This is a genomic window from Streptomyces sp. NPDC101776 (assembly GCF_044766845.1).
In the GTDB taxonomy this organism is placed as follows: Bacteria; Actinomycetota; Actinomycetes; order Streptomycetales; family Streptomycetaceae; genus Streptomyces.
This window is the reverse complement of sequence record NZ_JBIWMV010000016.1, coordinates 115,622-141,276: the sequence shown is the minus strand read 5'-3', so window position 1 is coordinate 141,276 and position 25,655 is coordinate 115,622. Positions and strand designations below refer to the sequence as shown.

At 70.5% G+C, this 25,655-nt stretch carries 19 protein-coding genes; 11 read left to right on the top strand and 8 right to left on the bottom strand.

Annotation, left to right across the window (positions count from 1 at the left end; genetic code table 11):
• Positions 1–96 precede the first annotated feature (96 nt).
• From ACIRRY_RS36975 to ACIRRY_RS36950, 6 genes are all read right to left on the bottom strand, one after another.
• Positions 97–2,124: a M4 family metallopeptidase gene (locus ACIRRY_RS36975; RefSeq protein WP_403981771.1), complete on the bottom strand. Its 2,028-nt coding sequence runs from the start codon at positions 2,122–2,124 to the stop codon at positions 97–99.
• A 238-nt stretch (positions 2,125–2,362) separates the two neighbouring features.
• Positions 2,363–4,129: an ABC transporter ATP-binding protein gene (locus ACIRRY_RS36970; protein ID WP_403982010.1), complete on the bottom strand. Its 1,767-nt coding sequence runs from the start codon at positions 4,127–4,129 to the stop codon at positions 2,363–2,365.
• A gap of 11 nt (positions 4,130–4,140) precedes the next feature.
• A complete protein-coding gene (locus tag ACIRRY_RS36965) occupies positions 4,141–5,853 on the bottom strand; it encodes an ABC transporter transmembrane domain-containing protein (protein WP_403981769.1) in 1,713 nt (570 codons plus the stop codon).
• Between the two features lie 123 nt (positions 5,854–5,976).
• Entirely contained in the window at positions 5,977–6,873 is an 897-nt protein-coding gene (locus ACIRRY_RS36960) for an alpha/beta hydrolase family protein (RefSeq protein ID WP_403981766.1), read from the bottom strand.
• Positions 6,874–7,061: 188 nt separating this feature from the next.
• Positions 7,062–8,921, bottom strand: a complete 1,860-nt coding sequence (locus ACIRRY_RS36955; protein ID WP_403981764.1) for an ABC transporter ATP-binding protein — start codon at positions 8,919–8,921, stop codon at positions 7,062–7,064.
• The gene (locus tag ACIRRY_RS36950; RefSeq protein WP_403981762.1) at positions 8,918–10,759 is read right to left on the bottom strand and encodes an ABC transporter ATP-binding protein; all 1,842 of its coding nucleotides are present in this window, start codon (positions 10,757–10,759) and stop codon (positions 8,918–8,920) included. The genes ACIRRY_RS36955 and ACIRRY_RS36950 overlap by 4 nt, the downstream gene beginning before the upstream one ends.
• 148 nt (positions 10,760–10,907) lie before the next feature.
• Between ACIRRY_RS36950 and ACIRRY_RS36945 the strand changes: the two genes are divergently transcribed.
• The 4 genes from ACIRRY_RS36945 to ACIRRY_RS36930 are packed head-to-tail and all read left to right on the top strand — an operon-like array spanning position 10,908 to position 14,485.
• Entirely contained in the window at positions 10,908–11,819 is a 912-nt protein-coding gene (locus tag ACIRRY_RS36945) for an ABC transporter ATP-binding protein (protein WP_403981759.1), read from the top strand.
• On the top strand, positions 11,816–12,550 hold the full coding sequence (locus ACIRRY_RS36940; RefSeq protein ID WP_403981757.1) for an ABC transporter permease: 735 nt from the start codon (positions 11,816–11,818) through the stop codon (positions 12,548–12,550). Before ACIRRY_RS36945 ends, ACIRRY_RS36940 begins: the two co-directional genes overlap by 4 nt.
• Before the next feature lie 26 nt (positions 12,551–12,576).
• Positions 12,577–13,845 carry a sensor histidine kinase gene (locus tag ACIRRY_RS36935; RefSeq protein ID WP_403981754.1) on the top strand — a complete coding sequence of 423 codons (1,269 nt, stop codon included), beginning with the start codon at positions 12,577–12,579 and terminating at the stop codon, positions 13,843–13,845.
• A complete protein-coding gene (locus ACIRRY_RS36930) occupies positions 13,838–14,485 on the top strand; it encodes a response regulator (RefSeq protein ID WP_403981751.1) in 648 nt (215 codons plus the stop codon). Before ACIRRY_RS36935 ends, ACIRRY_RS36930 begins: the two co-directional genes overlap by 8 nt.
• Here the strand turns inward: ACIRRY_RS36930 and ACIRRY_RS36925 are convergent.
• Both ACIRRY_RS36925 and glgX read right to left on the bottom strand, forming a co-directional pair.
• On the bottom strand, positions 14,482–15,888 hold the full coding sequence (locus ACIRRY_RS36925; protein WP_403981748.1) for a sulfatase: 1,407 nt from the start codon (positions 15,886–15,888) through the stop codon (positions 14,482–14,484). The genes ACIRRY_RS36930 and ACIRRY_RS36925 overlap by 4 nt on opposite strands.
• A gap of 144 nt (positions 15,889–16,032) precedes the next feature.
• Entirely contained in the window at positions 16,033–18,330 is a 2,298-nt protein-coding gene (gene glgX, locus ACIRRY_RS36920; RefSeq protein WP_403981746.1) for a glycogen debranching protein GlgX, read from the bottom strand.
• A 152-nt stretch (positions 18,331–18,482) separates the two neighbouring features.
• Here glgX and ACIRRY_RS36915 point away from each other — a divergent pair, with 152 nt between their 5' ends.
• The 7 genes from ACIRRY_RS36915 (at position 18,483) to ACIRRY_RS36885 (ending at position 25,652) form a co-directional block, all read left to right on the top strand.
• Positions 18,483–19,715 carry an Ig-like domain-containing protein gene (locus tag ACIRRY_RS36915; protein WP_403981744.1) on the top strand — a complete coding sequence of 411 codons (1,233 nt, stop codon included), beginning with the start codon at positions 18,483–18,485 and terminating at the stop codon, positions 19,713–19,715.
• Between the two features lie 167 nt (positions 19,716–19,882).
• On the top strand, positions 19,883–21,130 hold the full coding sequence (locus tag ACIRRY_RS36910) for an Ig-like domain-containing protein (protein WP_403981741.1): 1,248 nt from the start codon (positions 19,883–19,885) through the stop codon (positions 21,128–21,130).
• Between the two features lie 129 nt (positions 21,131–21,259).
• Positions 21,260–22,027 carry an enoyl-CoA hydratase/isomerase family protein gene (locus ACIRRY_RS36905; RefSeq protein ID WP_403981739.1) on the top strand — a complete coding sequence of 256 codons (768 nt, stop codon included), beginning with the start codon at positions 21,260–21,262 and terminating at the stop codon, positions 22,025–22,027.
• Between the two features lie 308 nt (positions 22,028–22,335).
• Entirely contained in the window at positions 22,336–22,839 is a 504-nt protein-coding gene (locus tag ACIRRY_RS36900) for an ATP-binding protein (protein ID WP_200691125.1), read from the top strand.
• A 124-nt stretch (positions 22,840–22,963) separates the two neighbouring features.
• Positions 22,964–23,755, top strand: a complete 792-nt coding sequence (locus ACIRRY_RS36895) for a polysaccharide deacetylase family protein (protein WP_403981737.1) — start codon at positions 22,964–22,966, stop codon at positions 23,753–23,755.
• A complete protein-coding gene (locus ACIRRY_RS36890) occupies positions 23,755–24,945 on the top strand; it encodes a hypothetical protein (protein WP_403981734.1) in 1,191 nt (396 codons plus the stop codon). Before ACIRRY_RS36895 ends, ACIRRY_RS36890 begins: the two co-directional genes overlap by 1 nt.
• 98 nt (positions 24,946–25,043) lie before the next feature.
• Positions 25,044–25,652 (top strand): ADP-ribosyltransferase, encoded by a 609-nt coding sequence (locus tag ACIRRY_RS36885; protein WP_403981732.1) that lies wholly within the window; start codon positions 25,044–25,046, stop codon positions 25,650–25,652.
• Positions 25,653–25,655 lie beyond the last annotated feature (3 nt).

Here is a 25,655-nt window from a genome sequence, read left to right as displayed (position 1 = left end):
TTGCGGCAATGTAAACGTCCACAACAGGGCGCCGCCCCGGAGTTGAAACCCCGAGGCGGCGCCCAGTTCGTGCGGCCTGAAGTGGACGGCTGGTTTTTACGGGAACGTCAACTTCCAGCTGTTGATGTATCCGGTGTCCTGTGCTGCCACGTCCTGGACCTTCAACTTCCAGACGCCGTTGGCCACTTCGGAGGACGCGTTGACCGTGTAGGTCGCCTGCACGTTGTCCGCCGAGTCGGACGAGCTGGAGTTCTTCAGGCGGTACGTCGACCCGTCCGGAGCCACCAGGTCGATCACCAGGTCACCGCGCCAGGTGTGCACGATGTCGACCGTGACCGAGAGGTTCGTCGGGGCGTTGCCCGTCCGCCCGGAGACGGTGACGGACGAGGTAACCGCCGCCCCGTTGTCCGGAATCGACACGTCGGCCGTGTTCTCGAACGACGTGCCGCCACCGCCGCCGCCACCGGAGCGCGCACCGACCGCGACGGCCGCCCACGCGTCCTGCACCGCCTTGTACTCGGCGCCCGTCGTGCCGTACAGCTCACCGGCCGCGGCGAGCGTCCCGGTGCGGGCCGCCGCGTAGTTGGTGGTGGAGGTGAACTTCGTGGTGAGCGCGCGGTACCAGATCTGCAGCGCCTTGTCCCGGCCGATGCCGGTGACCGGAAGTCCGTCCGAGGTGGGCGAGTTGTAGCTGACGCCGTTGATGACCTTGGCGCCGCTGCCCTCGCTCAGCAGATAGAAGAAGTGGTTGGCGATGCCCGAGGAGTAGTGCACGTCGAGGTTGCCGACGCCCGAGTACCAACTGTCCGCGCTGCCGCCGTCCTTGCTCGGCTTGTCCATGTAGCGCAGCGGCGTGCCGTCGCCGTTGATGTCGATCTTCTCGCCGATGAGGTAGTCGCCCACGTCGGTGGAGTTGTTGGCGTAGAACTCGACACCCGTGCCGAAGATGTCGGAGGTCGCCTCGTTCAGCCCGCCCGACTCGCCCGAGTAGTTGAGCCCGGCGGTGTTGGAGGTGACGCCGTGACTCATCTCGTGGCCGGCCACGTCGATGGCCGTCAGCGGGTCCGCGTTGCCGGAGCCGTCGCCGTACGTCATGCAGAAGCAGCCGTCGTCCCAGAACGCGTTGACGTACGAATTCCCGTAGTGGACACGGGAGTAGGCGCCGACGCCGTTGTTCTTGATGCCGCTGCGGCCGAACGTGTTCTTGTAGAAGTCCCAGGTCTCCGCCGCGCCGTAGTGCGCGTCCGCGCCGGCCGTCGCCGCGTTCGACGTGGTGCCGTTGCCCCAGGTGTTGCTGGTCTGCGAGAACAGCGTGCCGGTGCCCGAGGTGCCGTGGTTCAGGTTGTACGTCTTGTGGCCGCCGCGGTCGCCGTCGGTGAGGTTGTACGACGTGCCCGACTGGGTCGTGGTCAGCGAGACCGCGCCGCTGTACTGGGTGTTGCCGGTACCGGTGGCGTTCTCGATGCCCTGGTACTCGTAGAGCTTCTTGCCGGTGGCCGCGTCGGTGACGACGTGGAGTTCGTTCGGGGTGCCGTCGTCCTGGAGACCGCCGACGACCGTCTCGTAGGCGAGGACGGGCTTGCCGCTCGCCGCCCAGATCACCTTGCGGGCCGAATCCGCGGCCGACTTGGTGGAGCCGAGGGCCTTGGCGCGGGAGACGGCCTGCTTCTCGGCGGTCGCGGTGGCGACGCTCGGGGTGAGGTCGGCGACCGCGATGGTGGCGTTGGTCGCCCTCACGACGTGGGTGGTGGCACCCGACTTGGCGGTGTCGACGACCAGGTCGCCGCCGAGGACCGGGAGTCCGGCGTAGGTGCGCTCGTAGCGGGTGTGGACGGTGCCGTCGGCGTCCTTGACGACGTCACGGGCGACGAGCGTCTCCTTGGCGCCGAGGCCGATGTCCTTGGCGGTGGTGGTCCGCGCCGACGCGGCGTCGCGGAGCAGCTCGGCGCGCTGCGAGGGGGAGAGCGAGACCGCGGAGTGCGCCGGATTCCCCTTGGCGGCAAGGGGTTTGGCCGGAGCGGCGGAGGAGGTCGCGCCGGCCTGGACGGCAGCGGCGAGCAGAGCGGTGACGCCGGCTACGGCGACTATGTGGGAGGTGCGTCTGCGCGAGGAATTGCTTCTCAACACTGACTCCTTCAGGACGGTCGCGGATCACGCGACCAGGGGAGATCACAGGGATCACAGAGGTAAAGCTGTGGGGTTGCTGTGAAGCGCCAGTGGGAAGAGTGGCAGCAGCCCGCGCTTTCTGTCAGGAGCGCGTCAGGAAGTTGGCCGGAATTCGTTCGTTGTCCGGATGTTCATGTTCGTTATGCGGACCACGACTTGACGGGTGTGCCGAGGTCCGGATCCGTGCCGTCGGTCGTCAGGAGGCTCCCGTGCCCGGCCGCTCCCCGTGCCAGGAATGCCACAGCGCCGCGTACGCGCCCTCCGCCGCCACCAGCTCCTCGTGCGGGCCGAGTTCGGTCAGCCGGCCGTTCTCCATGACCGCGACCCGGTCCGCGTCGTGGGCGGTGTGGAGGCGGTGGGCGATGGCGATGACGGTGCGGCCCTCCAGTACGGCGGCCAGGGCGCGTTCGGTGTGGCGGGCGGTGGCCGGATCCAGCAGGGCCGTCGCCTCGTCCAGGATCAGGGTGTGCGGGTCGGCCAGCACCACGCGGGCCAGGGCGAGTTGCTGGGCCTGCGAGCCGTCCGTGGCCGAACCGCCCGCGCCCAGCCGGGTGTTCAGCCCGTCCGGCAGCTCCCGCACCCACTCCTCGGCACCCACCGCCGCCAGCGCCGCCCACAACTCCTCGTCCGTGGCGGCCGGTTCGGCGATCAGGAGGTTGTCGCGGACCGAGCCGAGGAAGACGTGGTGCTCCTGGGTGACCAGCACCACCTGGCGGCGCAGCGTCTCCGGTGCCAGCCCGGAGACCGGCACCCCGCCCACGGTCACCGTGCCCTCGGTCGGCGCGTCGACGCCCGCCAGCAGCCGGCTCAGCGTGGTCTTCCCGGCGCCCGACGGGCCGACCACCGCGAGCCGTTCACCGGGCCGTACGGTCAGGTCGACGCCGTGCAGCACCTCACCGCCGCGCTCGTAGGCGTACCGCACACCCGTCACGTCGATCCGGTCGTCCGCCGGAACCGGGGCGTCGCCGTCCCCCTCCGCGCGGGGCGCCCCGGCCAGCCCCTCCACGCGGGCGAACGAGGCGCCGCTGCTCTGGAGTTGCTCGACCCGCATCAGGATCTGGTCCAGGGGCTCGGCGAACTGCCGCAGATACAGCGCGGACGCCACCACCGCACCGAGGCCCACCGCTCCGCGCCCGTGCAGCCACCCGCCCACGAGCAGCACACCCGCCACCGGGACGGTGTACGAGATCTCGACCGCCGGGAAGAACACCGTCCGCAGGAACAGCGTGTGCAGCCGGCTGCGCAGCGCCGTGCGCAGGGTGTCCCGGCTCGCCCACACCCGGCGCTCCTGGAGCCGGAACGCCTCCACCGTGCGCGCCCCGGCCGCCGTCGCCGTGAGGACCTCCGCGACCTCCGAATTGGCCGCGCCCTCCGCGAGATAGCCGTCCCGGGCCCGCCGCAGATACCAGCGCAGCGCGAACCACACCGGCGTCAGCCCCAGCACCCCGAACAGCCCGAGCAGCGGGTCGAGCGCGAACACCGCGCCCATCACGAACAGCGCCTGCACCGAGTTGACCAGCAGATCCGGCCCGACATCACGCAGGGTCGTACCGACGATCGCGACGTCCGCCGTGCCGCGCGCGGTCAGATCGCCCGTCCCGGCCCGCTCCACCACCGACGCGGGCAGCGCCAGCGCCCGGTCGACGAAGTCCTCCCGCACCCGGGCCAGCGTCCGTTCACCGAACCGGTGCCCCACGTACCGCGCCCAGCGCGCCAGCAGCAACTGCGCCACCGAGCACCCCACGATGACGAGGGCCAGCCGGTCCACCATCCCCACTCCGGCACCGGCCCGCACCTCGTCCACGATCCGCCCGAGCAGCCACGGCCCGACCAGCCCGGCCCCGGCGGCCAGCGCGTTCACCACCAGCACGACGGCGAACGCCCGCCGGTCCGCCCGCACCAGGCGCAGCGCGGCCCGCCGTACGTCCGCCCGCCCCGCGACCGGCAGTTGGCCCTTCGCCAGTGAGGACTGCGTCACCGTACGACCTCTTCCTCTTCCGTGTCCCGGGCCACCAGCGCGCGGTAGCCGGGCTCGTCCGCCAGCAGCCGGCGATGGCCGCCGCTGGCCGCGACCTTGCCGTCGACCAGGTAGTGCACGGTGTCCGCGTGGTCGAGGACCAGCGGGGACGTCGTGGTCACCACCGTCGTACGGCCCGTGCGCTCCGTGTGCAGCCGTAGCGCGACCGCCGCCTCCGTGTGCGCGTCGAGCGCCGAGGTCGGCTCCACCGCGAGCAGCACCTCCGGCTCGGCGAGCAACGCCCTTACCAGCCGCACCCGTTGACGCTGTCCCCCGGAGAGACTGCGGCCCTGCGCGGCCACCGCCGAGTCAAGGCCCTCCGGCAGCCCCTGCACGATGTCGTCGGCGGCGGACGCGCGCACGGCCCTCGCCACCGCTTCCGCCGACCGCTCCACGCGCCCGGACACCATCTCCGTGAGCGGTCCGGCGAACAGGTCGGCCTCGTTGTCGGCGACCAGGATCCGTGACCGGACCTGGTCCAGCGGGATCGCGTCCAGCCGCACCCCGCCCCAGGTCGCCAGGGACGGCGCGTACCGCCCGAGCCGGTCCACCACGGCCAGCGCGTCGCCGGGCCGCGCCCCGACCAGCGCGGTCAGCCGCCCCGGCAGCACCCGCACCCCCGAGTCCGGATCGTGCAGCGCGGCCGGTTCGGCGGGAGGGGCCAACTCCCCGGTGTCCAGAGCCGGTTCGAGCCGCAGCAGGGCTACGACCCGACGCGCGGCCACCACGCCACGGCTCAACTCGTAGACCATCTGCACGAAGAACGACACCGGGCCGATCAGCACCGCGACATAGCCGTACACGGCGACCAACTCGCCGATGGAGAGCTGCCCTTGGGCCGCCAGCCGGGCCGCGAGCCAGGTCACGACCGCGAGGAACAGGGTCGGCAGCCCCATCCCGACCGCCTGCACCCAGCTCGCCACCGCGCCCACCCGGTAGCCCTGGGCGCGCAGCCGCTGCGAGTCACGGCGGAACGCGTCCGCGAACAGCCCCTTGCCGCCAAGCCCGTTGAGGACCCGCAGGCCGCCCGCGAGGTCGCCGATGCGCGCGGTCAGCACGCCCTGCCGCTCCCGGTACTCCGTCTCCACGCTCTGCAACCGCAGCGTCAACGGCCCCGCGAGCAAGGCGATCACCGGCACACCCAGCAGGACGACGGCGGCGAGCGGCGCCGAGATCGACAGCAGCACGCCCGCGACCACGCCGTAGACGACGAGGGCGCCGAAGCCGGGGCCGACGACGGTGAGGCACTGGGCGATGGTCCATACGTCGCCGACGCCGGTGGTGATCACCTCGCCGGCCCGTGCCCGGCGCGCGAGCACGGCGCCCAGCCGGACGGTCTGCCCGACGATCAGCTTGACCGTGCGGAAGTTGGCGTCGATGCGGACCCGGGTCATCGTGCGGTGCCGCATGATGCTCAGCCATGAGTTGACCGCGCCGACCACGAACAGCGCTCCGGTCCACCAGGCCAGCGCGCCCATGTCCCCCGGCACCAGCCCGTCGTCGACCGCGCGGGACATCAGATACGGCGCCGCCGCCATCAGCACCATCCACACGCTCGACAGCAGCGCCCCGGACACCGCCCGCCCCGGCTGCCGCAGCACCAGCCACCACAGGAACCGCCAGCCGCCCCGACAGTCGGGTGTCCCGGGATCCTCGTACGCGTCGATCATGGGCCTCCTTGCCCAGGCCGCCGAGCGCGGGCAGCCGTGAGCGGTCCGGGGGTGGTTGGAGACCTCGAAGATTACCGAGCGTGAGCGCGGTTGCCCATCGAATAAACTCCCTCGCGGGCCGGGCTACTTGCTCTCCACCTTCCCCAGCGGTGCCGGGTCCTCCGCCAACGCCGCGACCGCCGTCTTCCACCCGGTGTCCTCCGGGTGCAGCGCGCTGCGCAGGAACGCCGTGGTGAGGTGCTGGAGGAGGGCGACGCGCGCGGGGCTCTCGTCCGTCGTCTCGGCGACCTCGTACCCGGGGATGCCGCCGAGCGAGTGCTCCGCGCCGAACAGCGTGAGCAGGCTCTTGTCGCCCGGGCTGTAGGTGTACGGGTCGGTGAACCAGTCCGGTCCCCGCGTGGACAACCGCGACTGGTCGTGGTCACCGGCGACGATGAGGGCCGGCGCGGTCATGGTCGCGAACGACGGCCTCATGAAAGGGAGTTGCTCGGCGGCGAACGGGGTCAGGTCGTCGCCCAGCCCGGTCAGGGCGAGCAGGACGCCCGCCGAGACCCGCGCGTCGGACAGATCCTCGCCCGGCACACCGCCCGCGTCGAGGACCCGCGCGCCCAGCAGCGTGCTCGCCGTCTGCGCTCCCCAGGAGTGACCGGCCACCGCGATACGGCCGCGGTCGATCCGCCCGCCGAGCCCCGGCACGGACGCCTCCAGGACGTCGAGCCCGTCCAGCACCCGCTGGAGATCCTCGATCCGCAAGCGCCAGATCCGGGGGAAACGGGGATCCTCGTGCGGGATGCCGAGCGTCCTGGAGTCGAGGTGCGTGGGCTGCACGACGACGAAACCCTGCGTGGCCCAGTGGTCCGCGAGCGGGGCGTAGCCGTCCAGCGACCAGCCGAAACCGTGCGAGAAGACGACGACGGGCAACGCGCCGCCGGTCACGGGCGCGGACACCCTGACCCGGAGATCCGCGCCGCGACCTGGGGCGGAGAGGACGACCGGCTTCACGGAGATGATCGGAGTCATGGGGGTGCTTCCGTTCTGTGGCGTGCACGCTTGCGGCATGCAAGCGGAACCTTGTTCCGGAAAAGATACGGAACAAGGTTCCGCTTCGCAAGCGCGAAGGCCTGGAAGCGCGAAGGCCTGGAAGCGTGGAGGTACGGAAGCGTGCAGGTGCGGAGGGGTGACCGATCGGGTGCCGCCGGTGGGGGCGCTTACGCCAGACTGTCCCTCCAGGCCCGATGGAGATCCGCGAAGCGTCCCGTCCCCGCGACCAGTTCGGCCGGGGTGCCGTCCTCGATGATCCGGCCGTGTTCCATGACCAGGACCCGGTCCGCGATCTCGACCGTGGACAGACGGTGGGCGATCACGACCGCCGTGCGGCCACGCAGGACCGTCGACATGGCACGCTGTACGGCCTGTTCGCCCGGGATGTCGAGGGAACTGGTCGCCTCGTCGAGGATGAGGACGGCCGGGTCGGCGAGCAACGCCCGCGCGAACGCGACGAGTTGGCGCTGACCCGCCGAGATACGGCCACCCCGCTTGCGTACGTCCGTGTCGTAGCCGTCGGGCAGCGCGCTGATGAAGTCGTGCGCGCCGATCGCCTTAGCGGCCCGCTCGATCTCCTCGCGCGGCGCGTCCGGACGGCCGATCGCGATGTTCTCGGCGACCGTGCCGGAGAACAGGAACGCCTCCTGCGTCACCATCACCACCCCGCGCCGCAGTTCGGGCACGGACAGTTCGCGCAGATCGACCCCGTCGAGCAGCACCCGCCCGTCCGACGGGTCGTAGAAGCGGGCCAGCAGCTTGGCCAGGGTGGACTTGCCTGCGCCGGTGGAGCCGACCACGGCGACCGTCTGGCCGGCGGGGAGGGCGAGGTCGAAGACGGGCAGCACCTCGCCCCCGGTGCGATACGCGAAGCGGACCCCGTCGAAGACGACCTCGCGGCCGGGCTGCTCCGACTCAAGTGCCGGAAGCTGTACGGGAGTCGAGGACTCCGGCACCGACGGCCTCTGCGCCAGCAGCCCCGCGATCTTCTCCAGGGACGCGGCGGCAGACTGGTACGAGTTGAGGAACATGCCGAGCCGGTCGATCGGGTCGTAGAGCCGCCGTAGGTACAGAACCGCCGCCGCCAGCACGCCCAGTTCCAGGGATCCGTCCGCGACTCGGGTCGCGCCCCACAGCACGATCACCGCGACCGCCGTGTTGGCGACCAGACGGGAGCCGGTGACATAGCGGGCCATCTCCAACAGGGCGTCGCCGTTGGACCGTTCGTGCCGCCGGTTGAGGACGCGGAAGTCGGCGTCGTTCACCGCCTCGCGGCGGAACGCGCGGACCGGGCGGATGCCGTTCATCGTCTCCACGAACTTCACGATCACCCGTGCGATCGCCGTGGACCGCACCGCGTACACCCGCACCGCGCGCCGCTGATAGACCCGCACGAGCAGATACAACGGCACGAAGGACGCCACCGCGACCGCGCCGAGCCCCAGGTCCAGCCAGAGCAGCATCGCCGAGATGTACACGAACGACAGGATGACCGTGATCAGCTCCTGGAGTCCCTCGCTGAGCAGTTCGCGCAGGGCCTCGATGTCCGTGGTGGAACGGGAGATCAGCCGCCCGGACGTGTACCGCTCGTGGAAGTCGATGCTCAGCGCCTGCGCGTGCCGGAAGATACGGCCGCGCAGATCGAGCAGCACGTCCTGGTTGACGCGCGCGGAGGCGCCGATGAACGCGTACTGCAACCCGCCGGAGACGAGCGCGCACAGCAGATAGCCCACCCCTACGGCGATCAGCGGACCGCGGTCGTGGTCCCGGAACGCCGGCACGGCACGGTCGATGGCGTACGCCACCAGCAGCGGGCCCGTCTGCACGGCCGCCTGCTGGAGCAGCAGGAGCAGCGTCGTGACGGCGACCCGGGCCTTCATCGGGGCGAGCAGCGAACGCAGGAGCGTGGCGGTCGCGCCCGGGGGAGTGGGCAGTTCGTCGTGATCGAAGGGGTCGTCCGCGACGGGCGGGCGCGGCGGTTCGGGGTCGTCGTCGGTGGTGGGCGCCGATGTGGTGGGGGCGGTCATCGCTCGTCCTCCGGCCGGTCGTGCGGTTCGGATCCCGACATGAGATGCGCGTACTCCGCGTTCGTCCGCAGCAGTTCTTGATGGGTGCCGACCGCCGTGATGCGGCCGTCGGACAGCAGGGCCACGCGGTCGGCGAGGAGGACCGTGGACGGGCGGTGGGCCACGATCAACGCCGTCGTGTCGGCCAGGACTTGGCGTAGGGCGGCTTCAACGGCCGCCTCTGTGTGGACGTCCAGGGCGGAGAGCGGGTCGTCCAGGACCAGGAAGCGGGGGTTGCCCACCACCGCCCTTGCCAGGGCGAGGCGTTGGCGCTGGCCGCCGGAGAGGCTGAGGCCCTGTTCGCCTACCTGGGTGTCCGTGCCCCGGGGGAGGGCGTGCGCGAAGTTGGCCTGTGCGACGGCCAGGGCTCGTTCCAACTCCGGTTGTCCCGCGCCCTCTTCTGACCCCATGAGTACGTTCTCCCCGACGCTGGCCGAGAACAACGTGGGTTCCTCGAAGGCCACGGCCACCATGGTGCGCAGCGTTTGGCGGGACATGGCGGTGATGTCCTCGCCGTCCAATGTGATGCGGCCCGATGTGACCTCGTGGAGGCGGGGGACGAGGGCCGTGAGTGTGGTTTTGCCGGTGCCTGTCGCGCCTACCAGAGCCATGGATTCGCCGGGTCTGATGTGCAGGTCGATGTTGTCGAGGGTGGGTGGGGAATCAGGCGAGGCGTCCGGGTAGCGGAAGGAGACTGAGGAGAAACGGATGCCGTCGTGGTCGGGTGACGGCCGGTGGGGGCTGGTCGCGCAGTTCCCCGCGCCCCTTCGGGGCGCGGCCCTCAAGGGCGCTTCCTCCTCCCGTGGCTCATCCATTACCTCGAAGTAGCGCTCGGTCGCCGTTGCCGCCTCCTGGCTCATGGCGAGGAGGAAGCCGATCGACTCCACCGGCCACCGGAGTGCCAGTGCCGTGGAGAGGAATGCCACCAGCGTGCCCGCCGACAGGTCGCCGTCCGCGACCTGAATCGTCCCCAGGACCAGCGTCGCGCCGAGGGCCAGTTCGGGCAGGGTGACGATGACGCCCCAGATCATGGCCAGCAGGCGGGCCTTGCGGAGTTCGGTGCCGCGCAGGGTGCGGGAGAGGTCGCGGAAGGCGCGGGCCTGGCTGCGGTGGCGGCCGAAGCCCTTGATGATGCGGATGCCGAGGACGCTCTCCTCGACCACGGTCGTCAGATCGCCGACCTGGTCCTGCGCGAGGCGGGCCACATGCGCGTACCGACGCTCGAAGACCACGCACATGACGATCACCGGCACGGCGGGACCCAGGATCACCAGTCCCAGCGTCCAGTCCTGGAGCAGCATGATGATCACGCCCACCAGGATCGTCACGGCGTTGACCAGGAGGAACGTCAGTGGGAAGGCGAGGAACATGCGCAGCAGCATCAGGTCGGTGGTGCCCCGGGAGAGGAGCTGGCCCGAGGGCCACCGGTCGTGGAAGGCCACCGGCAGCCGCTGGAGATGCCGGTACAGATCCGCCCGCATCTCCGCCTCGACCCGTGACAACGGCCGCGCGACCAGCCACCGCCGCAGTCCGAACAGGCCCGCCTCCGCGATGCCGAGCAGCAGCAGATACAGCGCCCCGAGCCACACGCCCGCCGTGTCCCGGTCGGCGACCGGCCCGTCCACCATCCACTTCAGGACGAGCGGGAAGACCAGCCCCGTACAGGACGCGACGACGGCGACCCCGGCCGCGGTGAACAGCCGTACCCGCACGGGGCGGACGTACGGCCACAGCCGCAGCAATGAGCGCACGGCGGAGCGATCGGTGTGGTCCTCGGTGGTTGCATGTGTCGTCGACATCATGGGCGAGCCTACGGACCACCACTGACAGTGCCCACCGAGTTTTGGCCGACCAGGGGGTCGTAGCAGGGCATCAACCGATCGGTTGATGCCCGGTCGAGCGCGATGGCCGATGTGCCCGACCCCGCGTTCCCGGGACCCTCGGACCATGTCAGCCACACCTGTCATCGAAGTCACCGCACTGCGCAAGTCCTACGGCGGCCGGGCCGTCGTCGACGGGGTCTCGTTCGCCGTCGAGGAGGGCGAGATCTTCGGGATCCTCGGCCCGAACGGCGCCGGCAAGACCACCACCGTCGAGTGCGTCGAGGGCCTGCGCGTCCCGGACGCGGGCCGGGTCCGGGTCACCGGCCTCGACCCCGTCGCCGACCACGAAGAGGTCGCCCGTGTCCTCGGCGCCCAGCTCCAGGAGAGCGAGCTCCAGGCCAAGCTCACCGTCCGTGAGGCACTGGAGCTGTACGCCGCCTTCTATCCGCATCCCGCCGACTGGCGGCCGCTGGCCGAACGCCTCGGCCTGACCGCGAAGTTGACCACCCGCTTCGCGAAGCTGTCCGGCGGCCAGAAGCAGCGGCTGTTCATCGCGCTCGCGCTCATCGGCAACCCCCGGGTCGTCGTCCTGGACGAGCTGACCACCGGGCTCGACCCGCGCGCCCGCCGCGACACCTGGCAGCTGATCGAGGACGTGCGGGCGAGCGGGGTCACCGTGCTGCTCGTCACCCACTTCATGGAGGAGGCGCAGCGGCTGTGCGACCGGATCGCCGTGATCGACAAGGGCAGGGTCGCCGCCCTGGACACTCCGGACGGGCTGATCCGCCGCTCGGCCGGCTCCACCGTCATCAGCTTCACGCCCTCCGCGCCCCTGGACGACGGTGACCTGAACGCGCTGCCCGCGCTCACGTCCGTGGCGCACAAGGACGGCCGGATCACCCTCTCCGGCTCCGACGAGACCGTCAACGCCGTCATCACCCTGCTCGCCCGGGGCCACATCACCGCCCACCAACTCCGCGTGTCCGACGCCACGTTGGACGACGCGTTCCTGGACCTGACGGAGGTCAGCGCATGAACACCGCAGTGTTGCGCACCGAGTTGCGCCTCTTCCGCCGCGAACCGGGCGCCCTCTTCTGGATCCTGCTCTTCCCCACCCTGCTCCTGGTGATCCTGGGTTCCATCCCGGGCTTCCGCCACCACGAGGCCGACCTCGGCGGCCTGCGCACGGTCGACGTGTACGTCCCGGTCACCGTCCTGCTGGGCATGATCGTCGGCGGGCTCCAGTCGATGCCGCAGAACCTCACCGGCTACCGCGAACGCGGCATCCTCCGCCGGATGTCCGCCACCCCGGTCCGCCCGTCCGTCCTCCTCACCGCGCAGATGGTGGTCTTCGGCACGGCGGCCCTGGCCTCCGCCCTGTGCGCCCTGATCGTCGGCCGCCTCGCCTTCGACGTACGCCTCCCCCAGCAGCCCTACGGCTATCTCCTCGCCCTGCTCCTCGCGATCCTGGCCGCGCTCGCGCTGGGCGCGGTGGTCTCCGCGCTGTCCCGGACCACGAAGATCGCGGGCGCGATCGGATCGGCGGTGTTCTTCCCGATGATGTTCTGCGCGGGTGTGTGGATCCCGGTCAACTCGATGCCGGACGTCCTCGCCCGGATCGTCGGCTACACCCCGTTCGGCGCCGCCGCCGAGGCCCTGAACCGGGCGGCCGCCGGGAACTGGCCGGGCTGGGCCCATCTGGGGGTGCTCGCGATGTGGACCCTGCTGCTGACGGGCGCCGCCTCGCGCTGGTTCCGCTGGGAGTAGGGGAGGCGGCCGTGCAGACTGGGGAGATGACCACCAGGGACCGGCAGATCGACCGCCGCTGGGAGCAGCTGCACACGTGGGGGCCGTACGGGCTGCTCGGTATCAGCGTCGTCCTCGCGCTCGCCTCCTCCGGTCTGTTCGACTACACCACCGCCGAGTGGTGGACCGGCTGGGCCCTGGCCGGTGCCGCGCTCGTCCTCCAGCTGTGGTGGCACGCCATCCGTGCCCGCAGCCCCGACCGTCGCCGGACCCCGTCGCGGGCGGGGACGGCGTACTACGTCGTCCGTTGGGCCCTCGCCTTCGCCCTCACCTGGATCGACCCGTTCTTCGCGTTCTACGCCGCCTCCGGCTTCATGGACGCCGACGAACTGATCCCGGGCACGGCGGGGCAGCGGATCGGACTGTTCGCGAGCGCGGTCACCGTGGCCGGGGCGCAGGCCGGCGGGATGCCGTTCGGGAGCGGGCTGCAATGGGTCCTCTTCGTGGCGCTGGTGGCGGTCAACTCCGCTCTGCAGATGGCGATCGCGCATCTCACCCAGCAGGAGTCACAGCGCTCCCGCGAGCGCACGGAGACCATCACCGAACTCGAACGCACCAACACCGCCCTGCAACAGGCCCTCGACGAGAACGCCGCCCTGCACGCCCAACTCCTCGTCCAGGCACGGGAGGCCGGGGTCGCCGACGAACGGCGGCGGCTCGCCGCCGAGATCCACGACACGATCGCCCAGGGCCTGACCGGCATCATTGCCCAGCTCCAAGTCGTGGCGAACGCACCCGACCTGACGACGGCACGCACCCATCTCGACCGCGCCTCCACCCTCGCCCGGCACAGCCTCGGCGAGGCCCGCCGGTCCGTGCAGAACCTCGCGCCCATCGCCCTGGAGAACGACGGACTGCCCGAGGCGCTGAAGAACACGGTCGCCGAGTGGGGCGAACGCACCGGCGTCCGCGCCGAGTTCACCGTCACCGGCATCACCGAACAGCTCCACGACGAGGTCTCCGCGACCCTGCTGCGCATCGTCCAGGAAGCCCTGTCGAACGCGGCCCGGCACGCCCGCGCCACCCGCGTCGGCGTCACCCTCTCCTTCGTCGGCGAGGAGGTCCTCCTCGACATCCGCGACGACGGCCGGGGCTTCGACCCGCTCGCCCTGCCCGACCGCACCCGCACCGGCGGCTTCGGCCTCGACGGCATGCGGGCCCGCGCCGAGCGCATCGCGGGCACGCTCGCGGTCGAGTCCGAGCCGGGACACGGCACGGCCCTGTCGGCTCGCGTACCGTTGGTCCGCCATGAGTGACGAGTTGCTGATCTCCGTTCTGATCGTCGACGACCATCCCGTCGTACGGGACGGTCTGCGCGGCATGTTCGAGTCCGCGCCCGGATTCCGCGTCCTGGGCGAGGCGGCCAACGGCGTCGAGGCCGTGCAGCGGGCCGCCGCCCTCGACCCGGACGTGATCCTGATGGACCTGCGGATGCCGGGCGGCGGGGGAGTCGACGCCATCCGCGAACTGACCCGCCGCGCCGCCCGCGCGAAGGTGCTCGTCCTGACGACGTACGACACCGACTCCGACACGCTCCCCGCGATCGAGGCGGGCGCGACCGGCTATCTCCTGAAGGACGCCCCGCGCGACGAACTCTTCACCGCCGTCCGCGCGGCGGCACAGGGCCGCACGGTCCTCTCGCCCGCCGTCGCCTCCCGGCTGGTCTCCGCGGTCCGCCGTCCCCAGGCCACCCCCGGCAACGAGGCGCTCTCCGCCCGCGAACGCGAAGTGCTCGCCCTGGTCGCCAAGGGCACCTCCAACCGCGAGATCGCCCGCGAACTCTTCATCAGCGAGGCGACCGTGAAGACTCATCTCACCCACCTGTACGGCAAGTTGGGCGTCAAGGACCGCGCGGCGGCCGTCGCGGTGGCGTACGACCGGGGGATCCTCGGCTAGTCCGGATAGGGGAGCAGGCCGGAGGCGATCTTCTCCCAGGCCGCCTTCAGTTCGGCGAGCAACTCCGGCCTGTCGGGGGCGAGATCGGCCTGCTCGCGCAGATCGGCGCCGAGGTCGTAGAGGTGGTCGTCGCCGTCCTCGTCCTGGTAGTACTTCCAGTCGCCGCGCCGCAGCGCCCGGTTGGCCCGCACCCGCCAGAACAGGTCCCGCCCGGGCGGCTGTTCACCCTTCAGCAGATAGCCCGCGAGGCTCGTGCCGTCCAGCGGGTACGCCGGGTCGGGTCGGGCACCGGCCAGCTCCAGGAAGGTCGCGGTCCAGTCGGGGGAGAGGTTCGGCTCGTGGCTCACCTGGTCGCCGTCGATCCGGTGCGGCCAGCGCACGATCGTCGGCACCCGGATGCCGCCCTCCTGGAGCACGAACTTCTCGCCGCTCAACGGCCAGAGGTACGACCAGCGTTCACCGCCGTTGTCGCTGGCGAAGTACACCAGCGTGTGCTCCTCCTGCCCGGACCGGCGCAGCGCGGCGAGCACCTCACCGACGGCCGCGTCGAGGCTCTGCACCATCTCCGTGTACTTCGCGACCGAACCGCCGTCGTAGTGGTTGAGCGCGTTGCTGATCTCCGCCTGGCTCGTGGCCGCGCGGATCTTCGCGGCGATCTCGGCACCGGTCTCGTCGTCGCCCTCGGCGAGCCAAGGCCAGTGCGGGGTGGTGAAGTTGAGGTTCAGCAGCCACGGCCTGTCGTGGGCGCGGCCGACGTACTCCACCGCCCGCTCCGTCAGCACCTGCGTGTAGTAGCGCAGGTCCTTGTAGGTCGCGTCGCCCTCGTACAGGTCGTAGTCGCCGAGCTGGCCGAGCTTGGAGAAGTACTCCAGCACACCCCCGTGGTTGCCGAAGAACTCGTCCCAACCCGACTTCGTGGGGCTGTAGTCGGGCAGCCAGCCGCAGTGCCACTTGCCGATCAGGGCGGTGGAGTAGCCCGCCTTCCTCAACAGTGAGGCGAGGGTCGGGTGGCTCGGGTCGAGTCCCTGCGTCCTGCTGGCGATCGGTTCGGCCAGCCCGCCCGGCGTACGGCCCGGAAAGCGCCCGGTGTACAGGCTGAACCGGGTCGGCGAGCAGGTCGCGGAACCGGAGTAGGCGTCCGTGAAGCGCACCCCCTGGCGGGCCAGCCGGTCCAGGTTCGGCGTCTTGATGTGCGGGGCGCCGTAGGAGGAGAGGTCGGCCCAGCCGAGGTCGTCGCCGAGGATGACCAGGAGGTTGGGGCGCTTGCCGGAGGCGGCGGCGGGGCGGGCCGCGAAGGGGCGTTCCGCGGGAGCGGCCTCGGCGGTGGCGGCCGTACCGGCGACGGCGGTGACGGCACCGCCGCCGACCAGGCCGCCGAAGGCGCGGCGGGATATCTCAGGCATACGAGGTCCTTGTGGGGAAGACGACGGAAGGCGGCGGAAGCCGTGGGGGGCGTGCCCTCCATGTGATCAGCCGACCCGCCCCGAGCCCAGCCGTCCGCCCGGGAGTTCACGCACCTGAAACGTCGCCCCGGCCCCCCGCGCCCCTCAGCCGACCTTGAGCAACAGCACCGCCCGCGCCGGCACCGTGATCGCGGCCCCCGCCCGGTGCACCACCCCCGGCGCCTCCCCCTGTTCCTCCCGTGACGTGTCGACGACCACCTCGTACCGCTCCGCCCACGGCGGCCCCGGCAGCACGAAGCTCACCGGCCGGTGGCCCGCGTGCAGGACGGCGAGGAAGCTGTCGTCGACGATCGGTGCCCCGCGTTCGTCCCGGCCGGGGATGTCCCGGCCGGAGAGGTACATGCCCAGGGTGGCGGCGGGCGCGTACCAGTCCCGTTCCGTCATCTCCGTGCCGCGCGCGGTGAACCAGGCCAAGTCCCTTATGCCGTCCGTCGAATGGGCCCGCCCGGAGAAGAACGCCCGGCGGCGCAGCACCGGGTGGCGGTGGCGCAGGTCGATCAGCCGGGCGGTGAGGTCGGTCAGCGCCCGCCAGCCCGGGTCCTCCGCCAGCTCCCAGTCCACCCAACTGATCTCGTTGTCCTGGCAGTAGGCGTTGTTGCTGCCCCGCTGCGTCCGCCCCAGCTCGTCGCCCGCGACCAGCATCGGCACGCCCGTGGAGAGCAGGAGCGTGGTGAGGAGATTTCTCAACTGCCGTCGCCGCAGCGCATTCACGCGCTCGTCGTCCGTCTCGCCCTCGACCCCGCAGTTCCAGGAGCGGTTGTCGTCCGTGCCGTCCCGATTGCCCTCGCCGTTGGCCTCGTTGTGCTTGCGCTCGTACGACACGAGGTCGCGGAGGGTGTAACCGTCGTGCGCCGTGATGAAGTTGACCGAGGCGTAGGGGCGCCGGCCGCCCCACGCGTACAGGTCGCTGGAGCCCGACAGCCGGTACCCGAGGTCCCGTACGTCCGGCAGCGCGCCCCGCCAGAAGTCCCGGACGGCGTTGCGATAGCGGTCGTTCCACTCCGTCCACAGGGGTGGGAAGGCGCCGACCTGGTAGCCGCCCGAGCCGACGTCCCAGGGCTCGGCGATCAGCTTCACCCGTCGTAGCACCGGGTCCTGGGCGATCACGGCGAGGAAGGGGGACAGCATGTCGACGTCGTGCATCGAGCGGGCCAGCGCCGCCGCGAGGTCGAAGCGGAAACCGTCGACGCCCATCTCCGTGACCCAGTAACGGAGGGAGTCGGTGATCAGGCGCAGGACGTGCGGCTGTACGACGTGCAGGGTGTTGCCGCAGCCGGTGTAGTCCGTGTAGCGGCGGGCGTCGCTCTGGAGGCGGTAGTAGCCGCGGTTGTCGATGCCCTTGAGGGAGAGCATCGGCCCCAACTCGCCCGCTTCGGCGGTGTGGTTGTAGACCACGTCGAGGATGACCTCGATCCCGGCCTCGTGCAGCGCGCGCACCATCCGCTTGAACTCGCCGACCTGCTGGCCCGCCGTACCGGTCGCCGCGTAGCCCGCGTGCGGGGCGAAATAGCCGATGGAGTTGTAACCCCAGTAGTTCTTCAGGCCCTTGCGCAGCAGATGGTCCTCGTGCGCGAACTGGTGGACGGGGAGGAGTTCCACGGCCGTCACGCCCAGCTCGACCAGGTGCTCGATGGCGGCCGGGTGCGCCAACCCGGCGTAGGTGCCCCGGAGTTCCTCGGGTATCCCGGGGTGCAGTCTGGTGAAGCCGCCGACGTGGAGTTCGTAGATGACCGAGTCCGCCCACGGGGTCTTCGGGCGTCGGTCGTCCATCCACTCGTCGTCGGTGGTGTCGTCGTGGACCACCACACCCTTGGGGACGTGGGGTGCCGAGTCCCGGTCGTCGCGCACGGTGTCCGCGACCTGCTGCTGCGGCCAGTCCCGGACGTGCGCGTACACCTCGGGCGGCAGCCCGAACTCGCCGTCCACCGCCCGCGCGTACGGGTCGAGGAGCAGCTTCGCCGGGTTCCAGCGGGCGCCGGTCCACGGGTCCCAGCGGCCGTGCACCCGGAAGCCGTAGCGCTGCCCGGGCAGCACACCCGGCAGGAAGCCGTGCCAGATCTCGTGCGTCAGCTCGGTGAGCGGGACCTTGGTCTCCACACCCGCAGGGTCGAACAGGCACAGCTCGACCGCCTCCGCACCTCCCGCCCACAGCGCGAAGTTGGTGCCCGCCACCCCGTCCGGGCCGACCCGGAACCGGGCCCCCAACGGCATCGGCGTCCCCGGCCACACGGGCACCGGCGGCCCGGTGTGCGGGGCGCCGTTCAGCACCGGTGCGGCACGCGGTGCCGGTACGGGTGCGTCGACGACGGACCGCTCCACCGGCACGCCGTCGTCGTCGACGTACCCCTCCTGCACGGCCTCCTGCTCGGCTGCGCTCGACACCGTCCGGCCTCCCGCGGCTCATGGAACGACGAGGTGAAGACCGCGCGACGTCCCGGTCGCGGGCCCCTGTCCTGTCATCCTCCCCACTGTTCTGCCCAGAGCGTGGGTCGCACTCACGTTTCCCCGGAGCGTGCCCGCTCGTTGGACACCCCGTGAGGTATGCACAAGGGCGCGCACGGCGCGCGGGGGTCGCACTGGCCGCCGTACTGACATGGGCAGGACTGCTGGCCGGAGCCACCGGCTGTACTTCGGACGGCTCGGGCGGGGGCGGTATCGGCGACATCTTCGGCAAGGCACCGGCGCCCGAGGATGTGATCCGGATCTCGCCCGAGGACGCCAGCAAGGGCGTCAGACCGGACCGGCGGCTCGTGGTCCGGGTGGCCGGCGGGCGCCTGGAGTCCGTGCAGGTCGTCAAGGCACAGGACGCCCAGGACACCCCCGTCCCCGGCCGCATCTCCGACGACGGACTGCGCTGGGAACCCGAGGACGGGAAGCTCGCGCTGGCCGCCGAGTACACCGTCGACGCGGTCGCCCTCGACGGCGACGGCCGGCGCTCCGCCCGGCACACCACCTTCACGACCTACGTCCCGGACGAACGGTTCATCAGCTACGTCACCCCGGAGAACCGTGCCACCGTCGGCACCGGGATGATCGTCTCCCTCGGCTTCAACCGGGACATCGAGAACCGGGCCGCGGTCGAGCGCGCGATCCACATCACCGCGAAGCCGGCTGTCGAGGTCCGCCCGCACTGGTTCGGCAGGACCCGCCTCGACTTCCGCCCCGAGACCTACTGGAAACCCGGTACGCAGGTCACCGTCTCCCTCCGCCTGCGGGACGTGGAAGGGGCGAAGGGCGTCTACGGCCTCCAGTACAAGACGTTCTCCTTCACTGTCGGCCGCAGCCAGGTCTCCCTCGTCGACGCCGTCCGGCACACCATGGAGGTGCGGCGCGACGGCACCCTGCTGGCCACCGTGCCGATCACGGCAGGCGGCCCCAGGACCACGACGTACAACGGGAAAATGGTGGTCATGGAGATGCTGGAAGTGACCCGGATGAACAGCCGGACGGTCGGCTTCGGCGGTGAGTACGACATCCCCGACGTCCCGCACGCCATGCGGCTCACCGACTCCGGCACCTTCCTGCACGGCAACTACTGGGCGCCGACCGCCCCCGGACACGTCAACGTCAGCCACGGGTGCGTGGGACTGCGGGACGTGAAGGGCGGTGGCTCGGACACCCCGGCCGGGTGGTTCTTCGACCGCAGCATCGTCGGGGACGTGGTCGAGGTCGTGCACAGCAACGACAAACAGGTCGCTCCGGACAATGGCCTCGGCGGGTGGAACATGGGTTGGAAGCAGTGGAAGGCGGGCAGTGCCCTGAAGTGACCGCACGGGGGGCGGGGAGCCTGTGTCAGGCGGCAGTTGAAGTTGCGACCGAATGGTGACATTCGCCTGACATGAAGCTCAAAACCTGACGGTTAATATGCGCGGACGTGCACGTCAGATGCGCGAAGGGGTGCGGGCCTGACCGGGCCCGGCGAGGGGAGAAAGTCTTGAACGTGCGACCGATATCGGGGGCGTCGGGGGACGCCCGCGGCCGGAGAAACAAGGGGCTGCTGGCGCTGATCCTCGGCGTGCTGCTGCTCGCCGTCACCGCGTGCGGAGGCGGCGGCGGTTCGAACTCCGGGTCGGGTTCGGGCGACAGCAAGGCCAAGGGCTCGGACACGGCCGAGACCAAGCAGTCGCAGGCGGTCGTCACCATCGCCCCGAAGAACGGCTCGAAGTCCGTCGACACCAGCGGCGCCCTCAAGATCAGCGCCGCGAAGGGCAAGTTGACCGAGGTCACCGTCAAGGACACCGACGGCACCAAGATCTCCGGCGCGATCACCGGTGGCGGCGCGAGCTGGACGCCCGCGACCCATCTCGCCGCCTCCACCAAGTACACCGTGCACGCGGTCGCCAAGGACTCCGACGGGCGGGTCGCCGCCGAGGACTCCAGCTTCACCACGCTGACCCCGAAGAACACGTTCGTCGGCTACTTCACCCCCGAGGACGGCTCCACGGTCGGCGTCGGCATGCCGTTCTCCATCCGCTTCACCCGGGGCATCACGCACCCCGAGGACGTGAAGAAGGCGATCACCATCACGACCTCGCCGGCCGTCGACGTCGCGGGTCACTGGTTCGGCAACGACCGTCTCGACTTCCGCCCGGAGAACTACTGGAAGTCCGGCACCAAGGTCACGGTCAAGCTCAACCTCGACGGCGTCGAAGGCCGTTCGGGCGTCTACGGCAAGCAGACCAAGACGGTCGACTTCACCATCGGCCGCAACCAGGTCTCCATCGTCGACGCCAAGAAGCACACGATGAAGGTCACCCAGGACGGCAAGACCGTCAGGACCATCCCGGTCACCACCGGCAAGCCCGGCTACGACACCTGGAACGGCCAGATGGTCATGAGTGAGAAGCTCACCGTGACCCGGATGAACGGCGAAACGGTCGGCTACGGCGGCGAGTACGACATCAAGGACGTGCCGCACGCCACCCGCCTGACCGACTCCGGCACCTTCGTCCACGGCAACTACTGGGGCGGCGGCGCCTTCGGCAACTACAACGCCAGCCACGGCTGCATCGGCCTCCAGGACGTCAAGGGCGGTTACAGCAAGACCGTCCCGGCCGCGTGGTTCTTCAACCACTCGATCCTCGGTGACGTCGTGGTCGTCAAGAACTCCAACGACGCGACCGTGGCACCCGACAACGGGCTCAACGGCTGGAACATGTCGTGGGCGAAGTGGACGGCGTAGGTCTTCAATTGACAGCTTGTAGTTGATGTACGGGCCCGGTGCCGTGACCTACGGCACCGGGCCCGTGGTCGTTGGCGCACGTGCTGTGCCCATCCGGGGGACGACCCCCAGACCCCCGATAATGCGTGCATGACTGTGAATCTCGAAGTCGCCGAGGGCGTCGGCACCATCCGCCTCGACCGCCCGCCGATGAACGCGCTGGACGTCGCCACCCAGGACCGCCTCAAGGAACTCGCCGAGGAGGCCACGCGCCGCGAGGACGTGCGGGCCGTGGTGGTCTACGGCGGGGAGAAGGTGTTCGCGGCGGGCGCGGACATCAAGGAGATGCAGCGCATGGACCACGCGGCGATGGTGGTGCGGTCGCGTGCGTTGCAGGAGTCGTTCACGGCGGTGGCGCGTATCCCGAAGCCGGTCGTGGCGGCCATTACCGGCTATGCGCTGGGCGGGGGTTGCGAGTTGGCGTTGTGCGCGGACTTCCGGATCGCCGCCGACAACGCGAAGCTCGGGCAGCCGGAGATCCTCCTCGGGCTGATCCCGGGTGCGGGCGGCACGCAGCGGCTGGCGCGGCTGGTCGGTCCGTCGAAGGCGAAGGACCTGATCTTCACGGGTCGTATGGTCAAGGCGGACGAGGCGCTTCGACTGGGCCTGGTGGACCGGCTGGTGCCGGCCGCGGACGTGTACACGGAGGCGCACGCGTGGGCGGCGAAGCTCGCGCAGGGACCGGCGATCGCGCTGCGTGCGGCGAAGGAAGCGATCGACACCGGTCTGGAGACGGACATCGAGACCGGGTTGGCGGTCGAACGAACGTGGTTCGCGGGGCTGTTCGCGACCGAGGACCGTGAGCGCGGGATGCGCAGCTTCGTCGAAGAGGGCCCCGGCAAGGCGAAGTTCCAGTGAACCGGACCGTCAAGTTCTGGTGAACCGGACCGTCAAATACCGCTCATCCACTTGCAATTGACGCGATGTCTCATACAGGTCTCTCGGCGGGTCGGTTTATGGGAACCTTAACGTGACCTTAAGCCTGCCTTGTCGAGGGAGCCTGTCGATTGCCTCCAACAGAGCCTTCACCGCAGGTCGGAGGGGCTGTCGCCAGCCCTGAAATGACTCTGGCACATGCCGATCGAATGTCGCGGAACGGGGGCTTCCGGGGGGCGTATTCCCCCGGAACCGCCCCGGAGCCCGTCTGCGGCGGCCATGATGGACGCATGGCGGGGCTGGAAGGTATCGGACAGCCGCGGGGACAAGGCCGTGCGACCGCGGCGCGCTGGTCGCCTGCGGTCGAGGACGAGCGGGCACTCAAAGCGATCGAGTTGTTCGGCAATCCCACGGAGGCGGAGGTTCCGCTCCCGTCCCGCCCCGAGTCCGCCGCGACGGCCCGCAGGCTCACCCAGATCGTCGTGCTCCGCCACTGGGGGCTCAGTCCGAAGCTGACCGAGGACGCCGTCTTACTCGTCTCGGAGCTCGTCGGAAACGCCGTACGGCACACGGGTGCCCGGGTGTTCGGGCTGCGGATGAAGCGGCGCCGGGGCTGGATCCGGGTCGAGGTGCGGGATCCCTCGCGTGGGTTGCCGTGTCTGATGCCGGTCCAGGAGATGGATCTGAGCGGGCGGGGTCTGTTCCTCGTCGACAAACTCTCCGACCGCTGGGGCGTCGATCTGCTGCCGCGCGGCAAGACGACGTGGTTCGAGATGCGCGTCGCCGATCGCTGAACTCCGGCTGTGGGTACGGCAGTTCGGGCCTCGGAGCCCACCGCACGGACGGCCGTTCGAGGCGCGACCCGGGCAGGTCCCCCATTCGGGTCAATGCCCCGCTTTCTTACTCAACACCCCTTAAATGGGCCGGGTGACCACGACCGACCGCCGTACGGCGTTGCGTGCGGGTGCCGGGCTCGTCGCCGGGGGCGCTCTCGCCGCCGGATGTGCCACGACCGGCTCCAGCGCACCCCCCGCCGCCCCCGCCAGCGGACCGGCGCCCGCCGCCAAGGCGACGCCGCTGCCCGCCCCCGCCCCCCGCGCCTTCCCGCAGCAGCCCGCGCAGATCACCCACGGACCCCGCGACCGCCCCCGGATCGCGCTCACCTTCCACGGCCAGGGCGACCCGAAAGTCGCCACCGCCCTGCTCGCCGAGGCGGAGAAACACGGCGCCCGCGTCACCGTCCTCGCCGTCGGGACCTGGCTCGACACCCATCCCGCCATGGCCCGCCGCATCCTCGACGGCGGCCACGACCTCGGCAACCACACCCAGCGCCACATCGCCGTCAACACCCTGTCCGAGGCCGACGCGCTGGCCGAGATCACCGGCTGCGCCGACCGCCTCAAGCGGCTCACCGGCTCGATCGGCACCTGGTTCAGGCCCTCGCGCGCCCCGGCCGCGTCCCCGCTCGTCCAGCGCCTGGCCCACCGCGTGGGCTACCCGCACGTGCTCTCCTACGACGTCGACTCCCTCGACTTCACCGAGCCCGGCGCCCCCGCCATCACCCGCAAGGTGCTCGCCGAGGTCCGGGGCGGCTCGGTCGTGAGCATGCACTTCGGGTACGCCGGCACGGTCGCCGCGCTCCCCGCCGTACTGCAAGAACTCGACCGTCGCGGACTGCGCGCGGTGACGATCACGGAGCTGCTGAGCTGATGCGACACACCCCCCTCACCCGTGCCCTGGTCACCGGCGCCGCCCTCGCCGCGCTGGCCGCCCTCGCCGGCTGCGGATCACAGGACCACGCCGACGAGGCCCTCGGTACCAAGGCCGCCCTCCAGCCGCAACAGCAGGAGAAGAAGCCGCCGGTCGCGCGGGCGCTGCCCGGTATGCCGCCGGTGCTGAACCCGGCCGACCTGTACGCCGCCGACCGGCCGAACCAACTCTCGCCCGTGGTGCGGGACTTCCCCTCCCGGGTCTACGTCCCCAACACCAACTCCAACTCGGTCTCCGTGATCGACCCGAGGACGTACAAGGTCGTCGAGACCATCCCGGTCGGCGCCCAGCCCCAGCACGTCGTCCCCTCCTGGGACTTGAAGACGCTGTGGGTCAACAACGACCGGGGCAACACCCTCACCCCGATCGACCCCCGAACGGGCAAGGCGGGCAAGCCCGTTGACGTGCACGACCCGTACAACCTCTACTTCACGCCCAACGGCAGGTACGCGATCGTGATGGCGTCCCTGGACCGGCAGTTGGTGTTCCGGGACGCGCACACGATGAAGACCGTGAAGGCGGTCCCGGTCGGTTGCTACGGCGTCAACCACGCCGACTTCTCCCCGGACGGGCGGTACTTCATCGTCTCCTGCGAGTTCAGCGGTGAACTGCTCAAGGTCGACACCGAGAAGATGAAGGTCATCGGGCAGCAGAAGCTGCCGTTCCACGGCTCGATGCCGCAGGACGTCAAGATCTCGCCCGACGGGAAGCGGTTCTACATCGCGGACATGATGGCGAACGGCATGTGGGTCCTGAACGGCGACACCTTCGCCAAGCCGGACTTCCTGCCCACCGGCAAGGGCTGCCACGGCCTCTACATCAGCCGGGACTCGCGCGAGATGTACATCTCCAACCGAGGCGAAGGCACCATCTCCATCTTCGACTTCACCAAGAACAAGCTGACCAAGAAGTGGCGCCTGCCGAACGGCGGCAGCCCCGACATGGGCGGCGTCTCGGCCGACGGCAAGGTCCTGTGGCTCTCCGGCCGCTACAACTCCGAGGTCTACGCCATCGACACCCGCACCGGCCACCAGCTCGCCCGCATCAAGGTCGGCGGCGGCCCGCACGGCCTCGCGGTCTATCCCCAGCCGGGCCGCTACTCACTGGGCCACACGGGCATCTTCCGCTGAGGCCGCCCGAAAACCGACTGAAATCCGGTCAGTTGGACACGCCCGCATATGGGTGATGATCCGCGACTCGTCGCCGCGGAACCGGGATCGTGCACCGCATGATCACGATTCACCTGCGGCGACGAGCCGTTGCCGCCGCCCTGTCCCTCGCGGCCGTCTTCGCCACCACGGCCGCGACCGTCCCCGCCCACCCGACCCACACCCCGGCCCGGGCCGCCGCGCCGGCCTGTCCCGTGGTCGCCGACCCGGCGATGGCCGCCGTCGACCAGCGCGTGGACATCAGCCGCATCACCCCCGACCCGGTCTGGCGCACCACCTGCGGCACCCTCTACCGCAGCGACAGCCGGGGCCCGGCGATCGTCTTCGACCAGGGCTTCGCCCCCAAGGACGTCGTCGACGGGCAGTACGACGTCGAGAAGTACGTCCTGGTCAACCAGCCCTCGCCGTACGTCTCGACGACCTACGACCACGACCTGTACAAGACCTGGTACAAGTCGGGCTACAACTACTACGTCGACGCCCCGGGCGGTGTGGACGTCAACAAGACCATCGGCGACACCCACAAGTGGGCCGACCAGGTCGAGGTCGCCTTCCCCGGCGGTATCCAGCGGCAGTACGTCATCGGCGTCTGCCCGGTCGACAAGAAGACCAAGGTCGAGATCATGAGCGACTGCGAGAGCAACCCGAACTACAAGCCCTGGCACTGACCC

Bases quoted from the DNA above. Each gene is read 5' to 3' on its own strand.
- ACIRRY_RS36965 (WP_403981769.1), bottom strand. From the start codon at position 5,853: ATGATCGACGCGTACGAGGATCCCGGGACACCCGACTGTCGGGGCGGC.
- ACIRRY_RS36960 (WP_403981766.1), bottom strand. From the start codon at position 6,873: ATGACTCCGATCATCTCCGTGAAGCCGGTCGTCCTCTCCGCCCCAGGT.
- ACIRRY_RS36955 (WP_403981764.1), bottom strand. From the start codon at position 8,921: ATGACCGCCCCCACCACATCGGCGCCCACCACCGACGACGACCCCGAA.
- ACIRRY_RS36950 (WP_403981762.1), bottom strand. From the start codon at position 10,759: ATGTCGACGACACATGCAACCACCGAGGACCACACCGATCGCTCCGCC.
- ACIRRY_RS36945 (WP_403981759.1), top strand. From the start codon at position 10,908: ATGTCAGCCACACCTGTCATCGAAGTCACCGCACTGCGCAAGTCCTAC.
- ACIRRY_RS36940 (WP_403981757.1), top strand. From the start codon at position 11,816: ATGAACACCGCAGTGTTGCGCACCGAGTTGCGCCTCTTCCGCCGCGAA.
- ACIRRY_RS36935 (WP_403981754.1), top strand. From the start codon at position 12,577: ATGACCACCAGGGACCGGCAGATCGACCGCCGCTGGGAGCAGCTGCAC.
- ACIRRY_RS36930 (WP_403981751.1), top strand. From the start codon at position 13,838: ATGAGTGACGAGTTGCTGATCTCCGTTCTGATCGTCGACGACCATCCC.
- ACIRRY_RS36925 (WP_403981748.1), bottom strand. From the start codon at position 15,888: ATGCCTGAGATATCCCGCCGCGCCTTCGGCGGCCTGGTCGGCGGCGGT.
- ACIRRY_RS36905 (WP_403981739.1), top strand. From the start codon at position 21,260: ATGACTGTGAATCTCGAAGTCGCCGAGGGCGTCGGCACCATCCGCCTC.
- ACIRRY_RS36900 (WP_200691125.1), top strand. From the start codon at position 22,336: ATGGCGGGGCTGGAAGGTATCGGACAGCCGCGGGGACAAGGCCGTGCG.
- ACIRRY_RS36895 (WP_403981737.1), top strand. From the start codon at position 22,964: ATGGGCCGGGTGACCACGACCGACCGCCGTACGGCGTTGCGTGCGGGT.
- ACIRRY_RS36890 (WP_403981734.1), top strand. From the start codon at position 23,755: ATGCGACACACCCCCCTCACCCGTGCCCTGGTCACCGGCGCCGCCCTC.
- ACIRRY_RS36885 (WP_403981732.1), top strand. From the start codon at position 25,044: ATGATCACGATTCACCTGCGGCGACGAGCCGTTGCCGCCGCCCTGTCC.